This is a genomic window from Dyella sp., assembly GCF_036384435.1.
GTDB lineage: Bacteria > Pseudomonadota > Gammaproteobacteria > Xanthomonadales > Rhodanobacteraceae > GSA-30.
The window spans coordinates 14,637-34,139 of record NZ_DASVMI010000061.1 but is presented as its reverse complement, the minus strand read 5'-3'; the positions used below and the strand labels follow the sequence as shown (position 1 = coordinate 34,139).

At 57.8% G+C, this 19,503-nt stretch carries 14 protein-coding genes; 10 read left to right on the top strand and 4 right to left on the bottom strand.

Features of this window, described 5'->3' with window-relative positions; translation table 11 throughout:
* The 5 genes from VF436_RS05630 to VF436_RS05610 all read left to right on the top strand — a co-directional run.
* Positions 1 to 573, top strand: a 573-nt coding sequence (locus VF436_RS05630; protein WP_330903031.1) for a hypothetical protein, incomplete at its 5' end; no start/stop codon positions are given.
* Between the two features lie 1,266 nt (positions 574 to 1,839).
* Positions 1,840 to 6,426 carry an RHS repeat-associated core domain-containing protein gene (locus tag VF436_RS05625; RefSeq protein WP_330903030.1) on the top strand — a complete coding sequence of 1,529 codons (4,587 nt, stop codon included), beginning with the start codon at positions 1,840 to 1,842 and terminating at the stop codon, positions 6,424 to 6,426.
* Positions 6,423 to 6,884, top strand: coding sequence for a hypothetical protein (locus VF436_RS05620; RefSeq protein WP_330903029.1), 462 nt, complete (start codon positions 6,423 to 6,425; stop codon positions 6,882 to 6,884). The genes VF436_RS05625 and VF436_RS05620 overlap by 4 nt, the downstream gene beginning before the upstream one ends.
* A 171-nt stretch (positions 6,885 to 7,055) precedes the next feature.
* Positions 7,056 to 7,313 carry a hypothetical protein gene (locus VF436_RS05615; RefSeq protein ID WP_330903033.1) on the top strand — a complete coding sequence of 86 codons (258 nt, stop codon included), beginning with the start codon at positions 7,056 to 7,058 and terminating at the stop codon, positions 7,311 to 7,313.
* 68 nt (positions 7,314 to 7,381) lie between these two features.
* Positions 7,382 to 9,865, top strand: a complete 2,484-nt coding sequence (locus tag VF436_RS05610; RefSeq protein ID WP_330903028.1) for an alpha-L-rhamnosidase C-terminal domain-containing protein — start codon at positions 7,382 to 7,384, stop codon at positions 9,863 to 9,865.
* A gap of 196 nt (positions 9,866 to 10,061) precedes the next feature.
* Here VF436_RS05610 and VF436_RS05605 read toward each other — a convergent pair whose 3' ends face one another.
* Positions 10,062 to 10,526 carry a hypothetical protein gene (locus tag VF436_RS05605; RefSeq protein WP_330903027.1) on the bottom strand — a complete coding sequence of 155 codons (465 nt, stop codon included), beginning with the start codon at positions 10,524 to 10,526 and terminating at the stop codon, positions 10,062 to 10,064.
* Between the two features lie 777 nt (positions 10,527 to 11,303).
* Here VF436_RS05605 and VF436_RS05600 point away from each other — a divergent pair.
* Complete coding sequence (locus VF436_RS05600) at positions 11,304 to 12,797, top strand: hypothetical protein (protein ID WP_330903026.1); 1,494 nt, start codon at positions 11,304 to 11,306, stop codon at positions 12,795 to 12,797.
* Between the two features lie 114 nt (positions 12,798 to 12,911).
* Here VF436_RS05600 and VF436_RS05595 read toward each other — a convergent pair whose 3' ends face one another.
* Entirely contained in the window at positions 12,912 to 13,283 is a 372-nt protein-coding gene (locus VF436_RS05595) for a YciI family protein (RefSeq protein ID WP_330903025.1), read from the bottom strand.
* Between the two features lie 382 nt (positions 13,284 to 13,665).
* Positions 13,666 to 14,121, bottom strand: a complete 456-nt coding sequence (locus tag VF436_RS05590; RefSeq protein WP_330903024.1) for a hypothetical protein — start codon at positions 14,119 to 14,121, stop codon at positions 13,666 to 13,668.
* A gap of 355 nt (positions 14,122 to 14,476) precedes the next feature.
* On the opposite strand from VF436_RS05590, the gene VF436_RS05585 reads away from it, so the two are divergent.
* From VF436_RS05585 to VF436_RS05570, 4 genes are all read left to right on the top strand, one after another.
* A complete protein-coding gene (locus VF436_RS05585) occupies positions 14,477 to 14,932 on the top strand; it encodes an ATP-dependent zinc protease (protein WP_330903032.1) in 456 nt (151 codons plus the stop codon).
* The gene (gene rimK, locus VF436_RS05580) at positions 14,929 to 15,852 is read left to right on the top strand and encodes a 30S ribosomal protein S6--L-glutamate ligase (protein ID WP_330903023.1); all 924 of its coding nucleotides are present in this window, start codon (positions 14,929 to 14,931) and stop codon (positions 15,850 to 15,852) included. Before VF436_RS05585 ends, rimK begins: the two co-directional genes overlap by 4 nt.
* Positions 15,853 to 16,135: 283 nt before the next feature.
* The gene (locus VF436_RS05575; protein WP_281850407.1) at positions 16,136 to 16,822 is read left to right on the top strand and encodes a response regulator transcription factor; all 687 of its coding nucleotides are present in this window, start codon (positions 16,136 to 16,138) and stop codon (positions 16,820 to 16,822) included.
* On the top strand, positions 16,806 to 18,089 hold the full coding sequence (locus VF436_RS05570; protein ID WP_330903021.1) for a HAMP domain-containing sensor histidine kinase: 1,284 nt from the start codon (positions 16,806 to 16,808) through the stop codon (positions 18,087 to 18,089). Before VF436_RS05575 ends, VF436_RS05570 begins: the two co-directional genes overlap by 17 nt.
* A 56-nt stretch (positions 18,090 to 18,145) precedes the next feature.
* Here the strand turns inward: VF436_RS05570 and VF436_RS05565 are convergent, their stop codons facing one another.
* A complete protein-coding gene (locus tag VF436_RS05565) occupies positions 18,146 to 19,381 on the bottom strand; it encodes a zinc-dependent metalloprotease family protein (protein WP_330903020.1) in 1,236 nt (411 codons plus the stop codon).
* Positions 19,382 to 19,503: the final 122 nt, after the last annotated feature.

The following is a 19,503-nucleotide window of genomic DNA, read 5'->3' as shown; positions in this document are numbered from 1 at the left end:
CCGGTGGACGTCGTTCGGCTCCAAGTTTGGAGAAGCCGGCTAAGAAAGGTGCGCGCCATGACTTTCACCGGGCCGGGTGCAAAGCAAAACAAGGGACGTCAATCACGGCTCATTGGCCTCATATTCGAAAGGCTTCTTGCGACGCTGATGATTGATGGGAAGCTCTTCACTGGAAAAACAAACGTTCACACTACCACATCAGAGATTGACCTCCTGATGCAGCTAGGTCCAATCGCCGCCTCTGTTGTTCCCTATTTGCAGGATGTCGGAGCAATGGTGCTTGGAGAGGCGAAGTGTGTGAAGGGCGGCATCCAATCTGGGTGGGTTCAAAAATTGGCAGGAATCATGGCGACGCACAATACGAAGTTCGCCATTCTCTTCACTGAGGGCACAGCGAAAAAAGTTCCGCCCGCAATCAGAACCGCACTATCCCTCCACTACGTCGGTCATCGGCGGATAGTTCCATTCGGCTCTAGCCAACTAGACGCGGTAATTTCGGGAGAGAGTTTTCTCGGTGTACTGGCCGAGCAGCACACGAAAGTCGCTTTGCATTCAACAACTCTATCGACCTGACACGGCTGTCTTCCGGCCGTGCCATTTATCCCTCGCCGCTCCTCTCGCAAATCGGCGTGAATCTAAGCGGTTTGGGTCATTATTGCTCCTGCCAATGCCGGTGCCGACAAAACTCATTGCAGCCTCGGCGTATCGACAGGACAGGTGGCGGCTGATACATTGCCAGGGTATCGCTTCGGGTATCGCCGGCTGTAAGTCGATGAATCCGTTGCGGAAGACTCTTAGCGGGGCAGGGTGAGGATTTCGATCCGATTCCCTTCACCCGCTCCAGTCTCCAGCTCAGATGCCCGCAAAGCGCGCCCTGAAGTCATCCTTTAGCATTTCGGTACTTCAAACGAACGACCTTTCTTAGGTATCGTTTTCCATGCCGAACCCATTCTTGTTGACCCGTTCGTCGGGTATCTACGCCCGCTTTTGGGTGTCGAACGACCTTCGGCCCCTGGTGGGCAGCCGTTTTATTGTTCGACCGGTCCATGGCACAGGAGACGCAGCCTGTTTGGTTGCAGCCTCTATGGGTGTTGCCTTGGGCCGAGTGTTTGAACACCTTCGCAGGGGAAGGGCTGTGGAGCTTTCAAGGCTCAAGCGATAAACCCTATTGTTATGGGCTTATCGTGGTTGCTTGTGGTTTTTGGCAGACCGCATCCATTTTTCATAGCTGTGCGAAGCTCAATGCTTTCCATGGCTTGACGGCTTGGAGGTAAACTCAAAATGATTTATACCCGCGTGTTTTTTGCCTCATCATGAAATATAGGAAGACCCCTCACCGAAGTCGTTATTCCGGCAAATGCTGGAATCCAGCGCTTTTGGCGCCGTCAAAGCCGATTCGCATACGTCTCGGTCTACGCCGGGTCGACGGATAGCATAGTTTTTTTAAGTTTCCCTTTTGTTCGTCTAGCATCTCTCCCCCTTCGCGTCTCAATCTTTGCTACCAGGCTCCTTTATGCTGGTCATTCATTCAATTGCGCGAATATCTCGGTCAAATAAATGAAATTAGATATCGCAAGAAATTGCTCGTTGACATGAAAAAAGTTTGGAGTGCAGTATCAGCGCCATTATCAAGGATGAAAGGGAGGCAAGCGGGATGCTTCATCTTGGTTCTCAGTCGAAGAACCCCTTCAGTGTCTAACACCTTTGATTTTTCTTTAGCGCTTCTTTCCCCATAAGAGGCTGCACGGGCGACTTTGCTCGTTTGATTTTCAAAAACCTTCCCCCGGATTGGCTCAGGCCAAGCCGAATGTATTGTCATGGCACAAGGAATGTCGAACTATGCGTCGTCATAGGTTCTCCCGTTTATTCCAGCATCGATTAACCTGGCTGATGTTGTCCTGTTTGGGATGGCTGGGCATGGGCTCGGCTCATGCCCAGCAAACCTATTATGGCCCTCCCTACACGGTACAAAGCGCCGTGCTGGTCGGTTCTTACAACTCGAAAGAGCAGGCCGCCGATGCGTTGATGGCCGCCTGGGCGCCACATTGCCCGGGCTGCTCCATTCAACCGGTTTATACAGACCCAGCCAAGCAGGGCAGCGCGGCGGCCATCATCGTATTGACGTCTCCGGGAGCGAGCCCCAGCACCGATGCGATTTACGCCACGTCTCACTACGAAGACGTGCTCAAGACCACCGGATACTGCATTCCCTGCTCCGAGGCGGCGGGTGGAAAAATCGCTGGCGCCAGCCCCAGTCGAAGCGCAGGGGATGCCTCTGCCGATAGCGAAGGCGCCAGGCCCACCGGAACCAGTACGGCCGATCCGGTGAGTGTCGGCAATGGCAACAAGTTTGGCCAGGAAACCGATTTTCGAGGCGGCGATTGGCTGACCTTTCGCCGGTTCTATAACTCGCTCAATCCTGTGCCAGATGCCAACTTGGGCGCGCAATGGCGTCACTCGTTCTCCCGCAAGCTGGAAGTCCTGATATCGGCAACGGGAACGGCCTACAACGGCATCAACCAGCTCATCCTGGACCGACCGGACGGTAGCAGCGAGGTCTTCAACCAGAGCAGCAGTGGAGCCTGGGTCCCTTCCAGCGAAGATCCAGACACCATTACGGAGCTCAAAGACGCCAACGGTGTTACCACGGGCTACGCCGCCTTCTTCGTCGGTAACCGCAAGACCGAGCTTTATTCTCCGGATGGGGTCCTGCAATCCATCACTGACTTGTCCGGCGCGGTAACGACGCTGGCCTACAGTGATGCGACGACGCCTGCAACCATCGCACCCAAGCCAGGGCTGCTTCTGAGTGTGACGGCACCGGATGGCCGTGCACTGCAATTTACGTATGACATCAGTGCGCGCGTGCAGTCGGTCACGCAGCCAGATGGTGGTGTGCTGACCTATAGCTATGACGCCAACAACAATCTGAGTACGGTCACTTATCCCGATACACACACCCGTCAGTATCTGTACAACGAATCCTCCCTGGTCGGCAGTTCGTTGCCCCATGTCATGACCGGCGTGCTGGATGAAAATGGCACGCGCTACGAGACCACATCGTATTCGTCCGACGGGCGGGTCAATAGCACGCAGTTTGCGCTCGGTGCGGACAAGACCAGCTTTTCGTTCTACAGCTTCGTCAGCAATGGCGTCACTCCCGTCAATGTGACCACACCACTCGGTTACACGTATCGACCGGGCCTGGTCAATGTCAATGGTGGCTACAAGGTTGGTGGGTCAAGTTCCAACTGTGGTGCCGATTGTGGCGAGCCGTGGAGTTCGGTGACCTACGATGGCAATGGATGGCCGACGAGCTTCACCGATTTCAACGGCAACAAGACCTTGACGACCTACAGTCCCAATGGCCTGCTGCTGAAGAACGTGGAAGCCAGTGGCACATCGGTTCAGCGCACGACGAATACGACGTGGGATGGTGTGTTCCGCAATCCCCTCACACGCACGATTCAAGATGCAGGTGGCAATACCGTCTCCCAGGAAGGGTGGGTCTATAACGCCAGAGGTCAGGCGTTGGCGTATTGCAGGATGGACCCATCCATTCCCACCGCTGCTACCTACACCTGTTCAGTGACTGGGACAGCCCCCGTTGGTGTCCGTCGAACCACCACCACTTATTGCGATGCGGTGGACAGTACGCGGTGCCCGATTATCGGATTGGTACTGACCCGAAAAGGTCCACGTACCGATGTGGACGACACCACCACGTACAGCTATTACATGAGCGATAGCGCCCTCTATCATCATGGTGACTTGGCGACTGTCACAGACCCTCTGGGTCATCGTACGACGTTCATCGCCTACGATGGGGCGGGGCATCTCATCAGCGTGGCCGACGCCAACGGTATGACGACGTCGATGACCTATACCCCGCGCGGCTGGCTTGCATCGGTGACGACAGGCTTCCAAGGCGAGATAACCACCACTTATACCTATACCCCGTTTGGTGCCCTTGAGACCGTGACTGACCCGGACGGAGTGGTCACGACGTATGGGTATGACGATGCCCATCGCCTGACGAAAATCACGGATGCGCAGGGCAATTATATTCAGTACACCCTCAACGCGGTCGGCAAGCATGTTGGGGAGCAGGTGTATGCGTCGGGCGGCTCGACACCCGTTCGTAGCTTGTCGCACCAGTTCAACAACCTGGGGCAAATGGTCAAGACCCTGGATGGTTTGAACCACACCATCCTCGATGCCAGTGCCAGTGGAAGCTACGACGCCAATGGCAGCCTGGTTCAGTCCAAGGACGCGTTGGGCATCCAACAAAAAGAAACCCTGGATGCGCTCAACCGGCTGAGCAGCACCATCGCCAATGTCAACGGCTCGGATACGGCCACCCGGAATACCACCACCACCCTCTCACAAGATGCGCTAGACCGTGTGGCGCAAGTCACTGACCCATCCAATCTGACCACGCACTACACGTATGATGGTCTGGACAATCAAGTCGGTTTGCAGAGCCCGGATACAGGGAGCAGCACAGATACCTTCGACGCCGCCGGCAATGTGTTGACGCATACCGATGCGAAGGGCGTGGTCAGCACCTTTACCTATGATGCGTTGAATCGCGTCTTGACCGTCTCGTATACCGATGCGTCGCTCAACGTGGCTTATTACTACGATGAGTCCAACTTCGTGACCGGTTGTGCGGGAGGTTTTGGATCTCAACGGAAGGGTTATCTGACCCGGGTGGTGGAAAACGCAGTCACGACCGCTTACTGCTACGACGACCGGGGCAATGTCATTCAAAAGCGCCAAACGCAAAGTGCAGTCACCGACACCACGACCTACGTTTATACGCTGGCAAGCCGCATCAGTCAGGTGGCGTATCCGAGTGGCGCCCTGGTGCAATACACGCGAAACAATCTGGGCCAGATCACGTCGGTTACGGCAACTCCCTCAGGCGGCGCTACCCAGACGGTGGTCAGCAACGTGACCTATCTGCCGTTCGGTCCAGTGTCGGGCTACGAGCTCGGTAACGGTCAGCAGGTAACGCGCACCTACGATGCAAACTATCGACTGACGGACCTGACCAGCCCGAACTTCAATTTGCATTTCTTGCTTGACTCGATGGGCAACATCACCGCGCTCGGGAACGCCCCCGGCGTTGCCAGCCCGATTGAGACCTACACCTATGATCCCCTGTATCACCTGACCGGTGTGCTGGACGGGCAGGGCAGTCCGATCGAATCCTACACGTACAACCAAACCGGTGATCGGTTGAGCAAGACCAGCGTCGGCGGCCTTTCGACCGGGACGTATGGGTATCAATCCGGAACACACTGGCTCACCAGTATTGGCAACTCCGCCAGATCGTATGACTTGAACGGCAACACCACAGGGAATTCAACGGGTGGTCAGACGTTTGGATTTGGCTATGGCGGGCGCAATCGCTTGACTGTTGCTCAGGCCAACAATGCGACGGTGGGAACGTACTCTTACAATGCGATGGGTGAGCGCATCAACAAATTACTTGCGCAGGCGCAGGTCAGTCAGCGGTTTGCTTACGATGAAAACAGCCAGCTCTTGGGTGAGTACGGTTCATCCTCTCGTGACTATGTTTGGATGGGGAACTTGCCCATCGGAGTGGTCGATGGCTCGGGCCCTACTTCATCGGTCAATTTTGTGGTTGCAGATGGCCTTGGAACACCTCGGTCGATTAGCAATGCCTCGGGTTCTCAGGTGTGGCAGTGGCAGTATCAGAGCAATCCCTTCGGTGAGAAGCAGCCGACCAGCACCAGTGGATTTGCTTTTAACCTCCGCTATCCAGGCCAGTACTTTGATGCGGAGAGGGGCGTTGCTTACAATGTGAACCGTGATTACGATGCGGAGGTTGGTCGGTATTTGCAGAGCGACCCTTTTGGGCTATTTGCAGGAACAGATACTTATGCCTATGTGACTAGTAGTCCGTATTCCTTTTCCGATATGTTTGGTTTGCAAGTGGATATAAATCTCTTTGATAAGAAACGAGACTTTAGTGCGTGGAACGCAGCAAACAACTACCAGGGTGATCCTGGCGAGTGTACGGTGGCTGGTCATGGAAACACTGATTTGGTTGGAAGTTTAAGAGCCGATATTTTAGCTAACAAAATTAGAAGGACGGCCTCGTGCAAAGGAAAGCCTGTGCGATTATTGGCTTGCAGTGCCGGAGCCGTGCCTGAGGAATCAGATCACATAAACGGTGGCAAGCCATATGGATGGAATTTGTCGAGATCATTACATCAGGTTGTATGGGCGCCAAGTACTTGGGGGTGGTTCATGTCGGATGGAAGTTTTCGCATATACGAGACTAACGGCGAGGAAAACTTGCCCACAACTGCCTCGCCTGATCAAGCTAACGAAAAAGGAGCTAATTTCGACAAACCAGGCCATTTTGTGAAATTTGGAGGTGGAGAGTCATGAAGTCTTTTTTCAGTTCAATACTTGCTGTGACTGTAATTTGCTATTCGGGTATGGCTGGTTCCGAGCAAGCTCCGTTGGTTGCAAATACGCTTAATTTTTCAAAAAGCATCGACTTACTTGAAAAAGATGCTTTAGATGGAAGTGCATCTGCATCCAGTGAGGTCATTCGCTACTACATGTATGACCACTTCAATCTGGCTCAGCTAGAGAAATGGTCGGCCATAGGTGCAGAGAACGGTGACCCGTCTTCTGAATTTCAGCTATACACATTCTTGATGGACAAGCACACTCCGGAGTCTCGGCGACGTGCATTTTTCTGGCTAAAGAAGTCGCTCGATGGTGGGTATGACACTGCACGAACAGAAATGGATGCTTGCTTTCCTTCGAAAGACCCCGGCAGGCCATCGGACGAATGCTTGCGTCGTGGAGAAGAAGTTTTGAAGGAGCCTTCGAAGTAAACTCGTCGGGGAGATGTGAAATTTAAGGATGGTACTTTTTAGGTCGAGGCCCGCTCATTCGAGTGGTTTTTTTGTCTTCAAAGCAGCCCTTGACCCACCCCCAGAAAACTGGGCCATCGTAAAGTAGAGAATTCGGCCGCATGGGCCCCGTGCAAAACGAGGAGTCGAGCGATGAAGAAGTCTCGTTTTACTGAAGAGCAGATCGCCTACGCGCTTAAGCAGGCCGAGCTTGGTACAACCATCGACGCTTGCTCTCGTCGATCGATTACCGAACACCCGCGCAAGCCGAAGCCGATTACTATCCGCCCCAGAGCGCACTGCGCAAAGCAGCGTGACTCAAATCAAACAGTCTCCGGGAAGCCCGGGGCATCGATTCGCTGCCGCATGAGCTTTGACCAAGCTCTGCGATTGCCCGACTTAAGGCGCTAAGCACTTATCCGCCGTGTTCATGAGCTGGAGATCATGGCACGATCGCTATTTTCGGGTTGGAGTTGCGGATGATCAGGCCCTGGGTTGTGGTGACCGTGATCGGTCTTGCGGCATCTTCCAGCGCATGGGCGACGGTTTCCGAGGACGTGATCGGCCCCGTCGCCCCGTGGCGCGGTCACGCTCGGGTCAATGTGGACGGGATTCAAGCGGATGCGCCCGTGCGTCTCCCCACCGGCGGTTCGAACTGGTCGCCGCATTGGTTCACCGTGCCTACTGTGGCCGACGCACGCACGGTGTATCTGACGCGAGAGCTGACGATCGACGCCCGCGCCGCGTTGACCGAAGCCTCCTTTCGTTTGAGCGGGGATCAGGCGTATCGGGTGTGGATCAATGGCGTTTTGGTGCTTCGTGGACCCGACGATCCGGGCTCGGACGTGGGCCAACCCCCGCGATGGACGCACCAATGGCTGTATCAGCGCATGGACGCTCGACCCTATTTGCGCGCAGGACCCAACCGCATTGCCGTCGAGATCGTCAACGCACCAGTGCTGTCCGCTTACACGACCGGGCAAACGGGGTTCGCCTTCGAGGCATCGCTGCGATACGCAGATGGACGCACCACGCACCTGGAAGGCCCGATCGGTTGGGTGGGGCGCACGGCCAGCACCTATCGCGTCGGGCGGTTCGCGGATGCGCCCGATCTGGAGGGGCTTCGCGTCAGCGCTGCCCAGCAGCCCGACGGGTGGCCTGAGCCTATAGGCAGTGCAGCCTGGGCAGCCGTCACGCCAGCCACGGGGGCGTGGGGGACGCTTCGTCCGAGCCTCATTCCTGCGCGGATGGAGGCAACTTGGCCCGCTCACAGCGTGGACAACGTTAGCGGGCGCGTGACTCGTGCAGGAGACGTCGGTGACCCGGCCACAGACATCGTGGTGGATGGGGATGCGCAATTCACGGTCCACTATGGGCGGGTCGTCAGTGCCTACTTGGCTTTGCAGGCGGAAGCGCCAGAAGGCGCCATCATCACGTTGGTTCCCAAGGAAACCGATGACCAGACCGAGATCGCGCGGCCATTGGAGGTGCAGCTTCGCGAGGGCGCCACGACGTGGGAAAGTCCCAGTTATGACTCGTTTTCTCAGGTGGAAGTACGTATTGCTCACGCGGCAAAGCCAGTCCGCTTGCGCTTCCTGCGGGCCATCTTCACCTCACAGCCCGTGCAATACCGTGGCTCGTTCGAGAGCAGTGACGATCATCTGAACGCATTGTGGAAAGCGGCGCGCTGGCAAACGCAAATCTGTCTGCAAGACCGCTTCCTTGACTCGCCGAACCACCAAGAGCCCATCGGGGATCCCGGCGATTACCTCATTGCCGCGGCCCAAAGCGACTATGCGTTCGGCGACCCGTGGATGGCTGCGCAAAACCTGCGGCAATTTGCAGCGTTGCTCGACAAGAACGGCGAGATCACCTTTCACGCGAGCTATCCGCTCTTCTGGACTCAGATGCTGCTTCAGTATTACGACCATACCGGCGATCTGAGCTTGGTTCGGGAGTTGGCGCCGAGCGTGCATCGGTTACTGACCCATCTTGCCAGCTATCGCGGCGCCAACGGGCTGCTCTCGGAGGCGCCCAACTACATGTTCATGGACTGGGTCACGCTTGAAGGGTTCAACTTGCATCATCCCCCTGCGGTCATCGGCCAAGGCTATTTTTCAGCGCTGTATTACCGTGGCTTGCAAGATGGCGCCCGCATCGCTCGTTTGGTCGGGAGCACGCAGCAGGCGTTCGCTTACGCGAGTGAAGCCTCGCAGTTGCGCGACGCGTTCAATGCAGAACTGTGGGATCCCCTCGCGGGCTTGTATCGCGACGGAAAGCCGTTCCAAAATCACCAGCCTCACTCGCACTACTTTCCCGCAGACCGAGCGGTCGAGACGCACAGCGACCAAGTCAATCTGCTCGCCGCCCTGTACGGCTTGGGCAATGCGGATCGCAGCCAGCGTTTGGTGCGCTCACTCTTGGGTCGCGACCGGCTCAATGTGCAGCCCTATTTCATGCATTTTGCGTTCGATGCCGAGGCGGCGACCGGGCAGTGGGATCACGCAGCATGGAATCAGCTACAGCGCTGGCATCTGCATCCGCAAACCGGGACGTTTCGCGAAATGTGGACGGCAGGCGACTGGAGTCACAGCTGGGGTGGCACGCCGCTCGTTCAGCTGTCCTCCCGCGTATTGGGGGTGACCCCGGACGCGCCGGGGTTTACTCGCGTCCGCATCGCACCGCACACCTTGGGCTTGGCGTGGGCTCGCGGGACGGTGCCCACCCCCCATGGTTCGGTGCATGTGGACTGGCGAACGAGCGACGCGGGCGTCACCGTATCGTTGTCTTCCGAGGGAGCCCCCATCGTCTTTGATCCGACATTCTTAGGGCATTTCGCAGGGGCGCTCACCGTTGACGGCGAGCAAAGCAAGCTTGCGATGCCGGGCCCAATTCACCTCGGCCCCGGCGCGCATATTGTCACGATTGGGGCCATGCGTGTGGGACAGGACGCCGTCCAGTGACTGCGCGCGCCCGGAGGCAGGCACCCGCTGCGGCGTTCTCAGGTTGCGGAGCCTGACCGTCGTTGACGGCGGAGCCGGACCGGCCTCAGTGGACCGGTTCGCCAAGGCCTCATCTTGATGTGCGCGGAGAGTTGATTCTGAGGGCGGCTGCCGACCGATGACGGCGGCGACGCCCTCTCAAATCCTGTTGCTTACATCAAGGCACGATGACGTAGGGGGGACTGACCGTCAATGTTCCGCCTACCGTACATCCACCTATCATCGCCGTGTTAGGAATGGTAAAGGTGTTTGATAGGCTGAATATCACCGGCAGATTGCCTGTGCATGTGGCCGGGGGAGTCATCAAGCCGACGTTGTGAATGATGCCTGTGGTCATGGAGCTGATTTCAATTTTCCACGGAAGTTGAATGGGTTTAATTGTCGAGCACAGGATCTGCCCTTCAAACTTGGCGTCAGTGATCGCGGGTTGCCCCGCGGCATCGGTGACCACGATGAATACAGCGTTGCACGGGATGTTGACTCCCGCCACGGCCACATTAAACGGACCTTGCGCAACAAAGGTCGTGTTGGCCGGAGCCATGTGATACGCCAGTGCATTGCTTGAAAGCAAGGATGCGATGCCTATTAAAAGCAGCATCACGAGACCGCGTTGAATACGCATAGCCATGCCTCCTGGGAAGGATCAGTCTTGAATTGGGTGGTGTCCCCATTGCTTATGCTCGAAGCAGGCGCAGCATGCGCGCATGGATCGCTCGAATTTGTGATGCGCGCCGCGCAACACACATCGCTTTTCAAGGGCGATGGGTGAACAGGCGTTTGAAGCGCATGTGCTCCAGGACGTGTTCAAGTCAAGGCTGAGCAGCAGGCAGCCGCATGCTGGAAATCAAACCCATCCAGGACTCTGGTTTCATTCGAGCGAGGCGTCGCTGCCGGCTTCCATGTCCATTTGAGTCCATTTGATGCTTGGCGCCGCCCGGCCTGTTTCAAGCGCTTGTGTTTGGCTTTAAGCGATATCCATCCGATGGATCGCTAGAGGTAAGCCATCACGTTGATGGGCTGTTCCTTGTGCCCCAACGCTCCGCGTTTCAAACGCCTCGCGGTATCAGTTTTTGCCCTAGGCAAATATACCTATGGCAATCAGGTATCGCTGTCGGTACCGTCATCCAGTCTGCTGGGGGGGCGGGTATGTATTTTTTTCGCAAGGCGGCATGGACTGTGCAGCGGCTCTATCGAGGGTTGACTTATCCATCGGGAGGTAAGGTTTTGCAGGTGCGAAAGCCTTTGGTCACCTGGGCTGGGCAAGCAAGAACTCGTCGAGAAGATGAAGTGTTGCGTCGGCAGGGAGTGATGTAAGAACGGTTATTGACGGTGAGCGTTCAAGCCCTCAGTTGTCGGATGTACATGCATTGAGTTGATGCCATTCCCTCGGGAGGGATGTATGCCAAAGGGTCAACAGCAGAGCAAGAAAACAGGCTCGCAAGCGAAGAAGGAAGATCCCGGCAATCCATCGTACACGTGGAGTGAACTCGGGAGTGAGTTCCGGGAGCAGGACAAATCGCTGCCTAATCGCCTCCAGTTGTCATCGATATGGTGGGCGAATAACTGCGGATTGCAGAGAAGGTACGACAGAAACATCGATTATAAGGAGTCCGATAAGGGTGTTTATCGGATGACGGCCAGATTGCTGGACGCAGCCGGCTACGACTTCCTTCAAGTGGCTCGCATTCCCAATGATTCGGATGATTCATCGAAGGCCAAGCCCGGTGTTGTTCCAGAGTATGGTGGCTTGGTGCATGAGAAATCCAAGAAGCGCTCTTTCGCCATCGAGCCGGAGTTTCAGGCGGCGAAAACCTCGAACGTGTCGGCTGGCGAATTCCATAAGGGCGATTTGACAGGGAGGGAACAGAAGGCCGTGAGAGAGGCCACTAAAGAGCAGAATGACAAAGAGAAAGGTGCTTACTTTGCAGACAAGACCTACCCCGATCTGGTCGTGAAGAGGGGAGGCAGCAAGATTGCCATCGATCTAAAGATAGCCACCCGCTACGACAACGATACTGCCGAGGCAGCTTTCAAAAAAATGTTTGCGGTGAAAGCGAGTGATGAAAAGCCGGGTGACGTCAAAGTGGGCCCGTTTGAGAGGGAATTCTCCCGTCGCAGAGCCATCATGGGCGACGATTACACACAGCGGCTCTTGATCGACCTTCACGCGACCGAGATGGATAGAGTTAAAGCGTTGGAGCACCTCAAAGGTCTTGCTGAAGCCCATCGTGACAGACTGCATTTTGATGAAGTGCAGTTTGTGGACTACAAGGGCCATACGTTGGAGCTCTCGGATATTTACTTGACCAAGGATGGCTTCAAGAGTTCAAGACAAGAATCGTCCATCGCTCTCGATAAGCATAGTGCTTCCAAAGGGCAGACCTCGATCAACAGCTTCTTTCAGCCGGGTAAGACAACGCGGACCGGGCAACAGGATGTGGTTGTGAACACCAACAGGCCTGAAGCTACGCAATCCACGACGACTGCAACAACGTCGAGTCTTAGCATGGGTTCTACCCGTGAGCCGAGTGCGAATACCCAGCCCGCCTTTACGTCAGCGCAAGGCGGTGGCTCGGCTCAGTCATCGAGCCCTAGTCAATCGTCAGCGGATGTTCTTGACCAATTGCTTGCCAGTTCCAAATCAAAAGAAATGGAAAGAAAGCGCGATAGGCAACCGGCGACGTCCACGAGCTTTGCTTCGAGTTCGTATCAGGACGGCGAGGCGGCGAACAAGCGCCAGGCGACAGCTGTCGCCGCGAACCCGCAGCAGCCAGTCCCTAAACCAGCCGTACAAACGCACAAGCCTGAGCAAACGGTAGCCAGTAGCACGTCGGGCGCGGACCCTGGTCAGGTCGTGCCTAAAACCACGTCTTTCTCTACCAAGCGTCACTAAGCCGTCGAGATTCAATAGGCGCGTGTTTGCTCACGGGTGGACCTTCTCAGGGCGCCATCGATCAGAGCATCTGTCTTGAGATGACTCAAAATTGCGAGGACGCCCTGGTTTTCCTCAGGGCGCCAGATAGAAGTCCAGCGGAATAAGTTCGACAGCCCACTCGCCTTGCTCTCCCAGCGTGGCCGCAGGATGCATGGCAGCGATACGAAGCGCCTCTTCATGGCTGTCTGCTTCAATGATGAATAGCCCGCCCACCACTTCTTTCGATTCGGTGTAAGGACCGTCGGTGACGAGTGTCTTGCCGCTGCGTGTACGAAGCGTCTTCCAGGTATCCAGATCGCCAAGCGATGCGGAAACCAGCAGCTTGCCCGTGGCGCGCATCTTTTCATCCAAGGCCGGGCACTGGCTGACTAGTGATTTGACTTCTTCCGGAGTCATGGCGGCGAATTTTTCGGGAGTGAAGTAGGCCAGGCCTAGGTATTTCATGGGAGCTCCTTAGATGTGGTGTGCATGGTCGACGAACCAGGCGGTCGAAAATCGACATCGCGCCGGACAACAAGCCATCCTGCCTCTCCTGACGTCCGGTCGTGGAGGGAGGGCGGGTCAGCCTTGCGGTTGGGCGTTATCAAACATTTGCGAGGTAGCCGGCCTTTACCGGAGGTGGCGCCGCCGTCAAACGCATTTGCTGTGCTGGCCATCGCGGCAATACCGATAAATGGGATACCTGAGTGATCGCCAGCATAGGCTTTTCTTGGGTTGGGGCGGTCTGATCGAGGAGAGGACGTGGCCAGGTTGGTACAACATACGTTCGACCTGCTGCGCGATTGGATGTCTGAGGTGCCGGTGTGGTATCGGTCTCGATCGAGGATCAGCTGTCCTGAGGCGGCGCATCGAGCGACGCGGCTCGTAGTGCGTCGATCGTTATCGCCTGGCGCGAAGCTTCCTCCGGCGTGAGTTCGCGTTCGCAATACACCCGGCTCAGAAACAAAATGACGTCGTTGCCATCGGGATCATCGTCGTATTGCGGGTGCCTTGCGACCTCCTCAAGCAGGGCCTGTGTGACGGGCGCGACGTGGAAGTGGCAGCTGAAGCCTTTTGAGAAACCCAGCTTGTAGAAGACGACCTTGAGGGGTCGGTAAACCCTGCGCAGCAATCGTTCGGCGGTCTTCAGGACCGGGCCGAGTTCGGCGAGCGCCGGGTCGGGTAGCTCGTGAAGTTCCGGCTGCCGGGTCCTGGACGAAACCATCAGGTAGCCGGCGTAGCGGGAATCCCGGCGGTGGCTGATGCGCCAATGGGGCGTTTGGAAAATGAGGTGCTCAGTCATGCCGGTGCGGTCAACGGGAGACACGGCGATGATAAGTCCCGGTGACTAGCCAGGGTGGCTGCGCCGATTGTTGCGATCCGGTGGGGATTCCGGTCGCCTCAGCGTGAATCATTAAAACAGTCGGCAAGGGTTGCCGACGTCGGTTGAGCATGTGTTGGACGACGCACTGGGACCCTCGCGGGGGATGGAACTTTTCGCAGGTCGAATGCTAAGCTTTCGCGGCACCATCGAGATGTCCCATTTTTGGCCCCTGACGGGAAAGATCAACACCGGCAAGGGTTTAGAGTGGGAAGGATGGTTCCCCTTCACTCGCTCCATACCTGCGCTCAACGAGCTACCCCCTTACCCTGCACCGATGACGGCGGACGTAATCACACTCGGCTGGCGGGAGCGGCTTGTCTTGCCGCAGCTCGGCATTGCCTCATTGAAGGCCAAGCTCGATACGGGCGCGCGCAGCAGCGCGCTGCATGTCGATGACCTGGAGAGTTTCGAGCGCGATGGCGAGACGTGGCTGCGCTTCGTGGTGGGCACCGGGCCGCGCCAGCGTATTGCGGTGCACTGCGAGGCCCAGGCGTTCGACCGCCGCGGCGTGCGTGACACCGGCGGCAGGCTGACCGAGCGCTGGTTCATTCGCAGCGAGGTATGGCTTGCCGGGCAACGCTTTACCGTCGACATCAATCTGACCGATCGGCGCCATATGCTGTTTCCCATGTTGCTCGGCCGAACCGCCCTGGTGGGGCGGTTTGCCGTGGACCCTGCACTTTCCTATACCCAACCGCGGCCCGTGCTGGCGGTGGCGGAGGCTTCATGAAAATTGCCATCCTGTCCCGCAATGCGCGGCTTTATTCCACCCAGCGTCTGGTGGAAGTGGCGCGCGAGCGCGGGCACGTGGTGCGTGTGCTCGATCCGTTGCGCTGCTATGTGCGCATTGCTCCCGGCGACGTGGCCATCCGCTACAAGGGCAAGGCATTGCGTGATATCGATGCGGTGATCCCGCGTATCGGTACCTCCAGCACCTTCTATGGCACGGCTGTGTTGCGCCAGTTGGAAATGGCCGGTGTCTACACGCCCAATCCCTCCGATGCGGTGCTGCGCGCTCGCGACAAGCTGCGCTGCTTGCAGATCCTGGCCTCGCAGGGGCTGGATATGCCGATCACGGTGTTTGGCGACAATCCCGACGATACCGCTGACCTGTTGGCGACGCTGGGCGAGCCGCCGCATGTGATCAAGCTCAACGAGGGCAGCCAGGGCACGGGCGTGGTGCTGGCCGAAAAGCGCAGCGCCTCGCAAAGCGTCATCGAAGCCTTTCGCGGTCTCTACGCCAACTTCCTGGTGCAGGAGTTCATTGGCGAGGCCAAGGGGAGCGACCTGCGTTGCTTCGTGGTGGGCCGCAAGGTGGTGGCTGCGATGCAGCGGATCGCCAGCCCGGGTGAGTTTCGCGCCAACCTGCACCGGGGCGGCAGCGCCGTCGCGGCCGTGCTATCGGCCGAAGAGAAGCGTATCGCCGTGAAGGCCGCATCCGCGTTAGGCCTGGAGATTGCCGGCGTCGACCTGCTGCGCTCCAACCGGGGGCCCTTGATCCTGGAGGTGAACGCCTCTCCGGGCCTGGAGGGTATCGAGTCGGCCACCGGGGTCAATGTGTCCCAGTGCATCATTCAGCATCTGGAGCAGCACGCCCAGCCGCGCAAACTCTCCGCTCGGGCGCTTAACGCCCAGGCCGGGACCAATTAACCAGCCCCTAACCCCAGACCCCCTATAAAGAACCCACTGTTTATTTGCTCGGCACTTCCAACCGCTTTGGTCCGGTGACAGCAGATGACGGTATCGGGGCAGTAGCTTGGGCCCAGGCGGGTCGGCATCAGGTCGACACCCCTGGGCCTTTTTCTTTGCCTTGAACTGGGGGCGACATACCGCACGTTCAGCTTCGTGTTGGCTGGCAGTCTCACGGCTCACAGCCAACTTGTTAAGCTTGTCAGGTCGGCCGGACCGTTCCGGCTGCGTAGCGGAGTGACGCATGCGCGTTCTGATCATTGAAGACAACAGCGATATCGCGACCAATATCGGCGATTATCTGGAAGATCGCGGCCACACGGTGGATTTCGCCGGTGATGGCGTAACTGGCCTGCATCTGGCCGTGGTACACGACTTCGACGTGATCGTATTGGATCTTACCCTGCCGGGCATGGATGGCCTCGACGTCGCCCGCAAGTTGCGCCACGAGGCGCATAAACAGACCCCGGTATTGATGCTGACCGCCCGCGATGCGCTGGAGCAGAAGCTGACCGGCTTCGAATCCGGCGCCGATGACTACATGACCAAGCCGTTCGCCTTGCAGGAGCTGTCCGCGCGCCTGGAAGTGCTGGCACGTCGTGGCAAGGGGCCGCAGAGCCGTGTGCTCAAGGTCGGTGATCTCACCTACAACCTCGACACGCTTACCGTCACGCGTGAAGGCAAGTCGATCCAGCTCAATCCCATCGGCTTGAAACTGTTGCAGGCACTGATGGAAGCGAGTCCGTCGGTGGTGACGCGCCAGGATCTGGAGCAGCGCGTATGGGGTGAGGAACTGCCCGACAGCGACTCATTGCGCGTGCACATCCATGGCCTGCGCGCGGCCATCGACAAGCCTTTCGACAAGCCGTTGATCCACACGCGGCACGGTATCGGATATCGCATGGTCGAGCCGGATGCAGTCCAGGCGTAAGCTCCGTTTCCGTCTCGTTGTTTCGTTCGCGCTGTTCGGTTTTGGCCTCAGTGCGCTGTTCGCGTTCGCGGCGCTGGATATCCGCGCGCGGGTAGAAGACCAGCTCATCACCACCAGCTTGCAGGACGAGGTCGACCACCTGAACAAACAGGTGGTCGAGCACCCTGACCGCCCGCCCGTCTTCAATATCGTGCGCGCCGCCACATGGAGCGATCGCACCATCTACAAGGCACCGCTGGCCTGGCAAAGCCTGGCCACGGGTGTTCACGATATCTACGAGCCGGGCCCCGATGGCCGCCAGCATCATTACAAGCTGGCGGTGCAGCGCAAGGATGGCGTGATCGCGTTCATCCAGTACGACGTGTCGCGCGACGAACTGGGTAAGCAGCAGTTACTCATCAGTGTGGTCGGCGCGGTGTTCCTGTTTGGCTTGTTGTCGCTGGGCTTGGGCTTGTGGCTCTCGCGCAAGGTGCTCAAGCCAGTGACGGAGCTGGCGCGACGCCTGCGGGATTTTCGCAAGAACGGCAAGGCCGAGCCGCTGGCGCCGCACTTCGCCGACGATGAGGTGGGGGAACTGGCCTTGGCGCTGGATGAATACGCCAATCGCCTGACCGCCATGGTCGAGCGTGATCGTGAATTCAACTCCGATGTGAGCCACGAATTGCGTACACCGCTGGCGGTGATCGCCAGTACGACCGAATTGCTGCAAGGCTCGCCCGATCTGACGGACAAGCCGCGAGAGCGCCTCAAGCGCATCGAGCGCGCTTCGCGTCAGGCCACCGAACTGATCGAGGCCCTGCTGTTATTGTCGCGCGCCGAACGCCGCGGTCCCACCCGTGGCGAGACGACCGAGGTGGCCCGCGTGGCCGCTGACGTGATCGAGAGCCAGCGTCCACAGATGCGCGACAAACCGTTGACCATCGATCTGGTCGAGCATGACTCGGTCAGCGTCAATGCACCGGCGTCCGTTTTGTCGGTGGCCCTGACCAACCTGATCGGTAACGCCATCAAGTACACGATGGAAGGTTCGGTGCGTGTCGAGGTGGGCGCGAACAAGATCGAAGTTATCGATACCGGTCCGGGCATCAAGCCCGAAGATGCCGAGCGTCTGTTCCAGCGTGGCGTGCGCGGGGAGGGCGCGGGTGGCAGCGGTGCCGGGTTGGGCCTGGCGATCGTGCGGCGCCTCTGCGAGCTTTATGGCTGGGATGTCTCGATGCGTCCGCGTACCGATGCCAATGGCGCGATCGCCAGCATCGTCTTCGTCTGATGTGGCGATGGCCGACACCATGCCCCCGGCGTCATGGTGTCGGCTCGGTAAGGGTGTCAGCGGAAATTGGCGACTGTGAAGCGGCGCTCCTGAAGAACGCGGGCGTTGTGGCTCTGGTGGGTGTTGCCCATGGGCGAGCCGTTGAACAGGCGATACGGTGTTGACCAGATCGGACCCCAGTCGCAGTTCGTACCAGAACATGGGTAGGCCATTACCGTACGGTGGTTGACTGCGTAGTTCTGGTAGCCATACCCGTAAGGGTACGCGCCATGCGTTCCATTGCCTGCATTGGCGGGATCGTGCTGGGCGCCCATGTTATGGCCTGCCTCGTGTGCGAACACGTTGTCGCCCTGAAAGCAGTTGAAGTCGACGACGTTGAATGCGCCACCCTCATTGGGGTTGAGGTAGCCGAGCCCGCAGCCGCCGCTATCGGCGGCTACAAGAGTGACAATATCTGCGCGGCTGTCATTGCGTGACTGATGGATGGCATCCATGAAACCATCGCCGTTGCGCGTCACCCATTCCAGGTTCATGCCGATGTCGCGATATTCATCCTGGCGCATCAGCAATACGCTGGCCAGCTCGAAATGGATATCGATGCCGCTATTGCGAAAGCCTTCGTTGGCCCTGGCGACGGCAAGGGCCGCCAGGCCATAGTGATCGTTCGTAAGACGTTCTGCGCGAGCACCATAGGCAATCAGTACGCGAATCGTGGCAGTGCCGTCGGCGTTCAAGGTCGCGGCATGGGTATGTGCGGACGGACCGCCCGGATAGGGTACGGCATCGTCGTGCGAAAGCTGCGGCAGTTTCGATGGATCGACTTCCGTCACGGTGTGCTGGTGATCGCCCACGGGGCGGATGCGATATTCCTTGCCATCGACCTTGATATTGCCGGTCACTTTTCCGTCATGGTTTACCAGCAGCACGTGATTGCGTTCGTCCATTACGGTGTTGTTGTCCGTGCTCTGTGTCGACGCACCTGGCGTACCTTTCTGTTTGTGCACGGAGCCAGACCAGATTACCGTGCCATCGGGCAGTCGTTCGGCGTGATCGAGCGAAGCATGGGCGGGCAATCGACCGAATTGGCCCAGCTCCATCTCTGCAAGTTCGGGGACAATCAACTCGGAGGCAACATGCATGATGTGAGCGGCTGCCTGGTCCATCGAGGAAGGGATGGTCGCTCCGCTTATCTGACGCTCAGGCATATGTTCGCGTGACAACAGGGGATGGTTTGCGTACACGCAAGTCGTCGCGATCATCATGATTGCCGCGGTAATCAGCTTTCTCTTCATCGATGACATCCTTCTGGGTTCATACGGAATGCGTTTAGTCAGGACGGCTTTCCCGACCCGAGCGGCTGGGGTGTGCTGTATGTGCTTTCTTGTGCCCCTTGCCAAAGCGGATCTTCGGTCCG

Excerpts from the sequence above, each read along its gene's own strand:
- VF436_RS05625 (WP_330903030.1), top strand. The coding sequence starts at position 1,840 with ATGCGTCGTCATAGGTTCTCCCGTTTATTCCAGCATCGATTAACCTGG.
- VF436_RS05620 (WP_330903029.1), top strand. The coding sequence starts at position 6,423 with ATGAAGTCTTTTTTCAGTTCAATACTTGCTGTGACTGTAATTTGCTAT.
- VF436_RS05615 (WP_330903033.1), top strand. The coding sequence starts at position 7,056 with ATGAAGAAGTCTCGTTTTACTGAAGAGCAGATCGCCTACGCGCTTAAG.
- VF436_RS05610 (WP_330903028.1), top strand. The coding sequence starts at position 7,382 with ATGATCAGGCCCTGGGTTGTGGTGACCGTGATCGGTCTTGCGGCATCT.
- VF436_RS05605 (WP_330903027.1), bottom strand. The coding sequence starts at position 10,526 with ATGCGTATTCAACGCGGTCTCGTGATGCTGCTTTTAATAGGCATCGCA.
- VF436_RS05600 (WP_330903026.1), top strand. The coding sequence starts at position 11,304 with ATGCCAAAGGGTCAACAGCAGAGCAAGAAAACAGGCTCGCAAGCGAAG.
- VF436_RS05595 (WP_330903025.1), bottom strand. The coding sequence starts at position 13,283 with ATGAAATACCTAGGCCTGGCCTACTTCACTCCCGAAAAATTCGCCGCC.
- VF436_RS05590 (WP_330903024.1), bottom strand. The coding sequence starts at position 14,121 with ATGACTGAGCACCTCATTTTCCAAACGCCCCATTGGCGCATCAGCCAC.
- VF436_RS05585 (WP_330903032.1), top strand. The coding sequence starts at position 14,477 with ATGACGGCGGACGTAATCACACTCGGCTGGCGGGAGCGGCTTGTCTTG.
- rimK (WP_330903023.1), top strand. The coding sequence starts at position 14,929 with ATGAAAATTGCCATCCTGTCCCGCAATGCGCGGCTTTATTCCACCCAG.
- VF436_RS05575 (WP_281850407.1), top strand. The coding sequence starts at position 16,136 with ATGCGCGTTCTGATCATTGAAGACAACAGCGATATCGCGACCAATATC.
- VF436_RS05570 (WP_330903021.1), top strand. The coding sequence starts at position 16,806 with ATGCAGTCCAGGCGTAAGCTCCGTTTCCGTCTCGTTGTTTCGTTCGCG.
- VF436_RS05565 (WP_330903020.1), bottom strand. The coding sequence starts at position 19,381 with ATGAAGAGAAAGCTGATTACCGCGGCAATCATGATGATCGCGACGACT.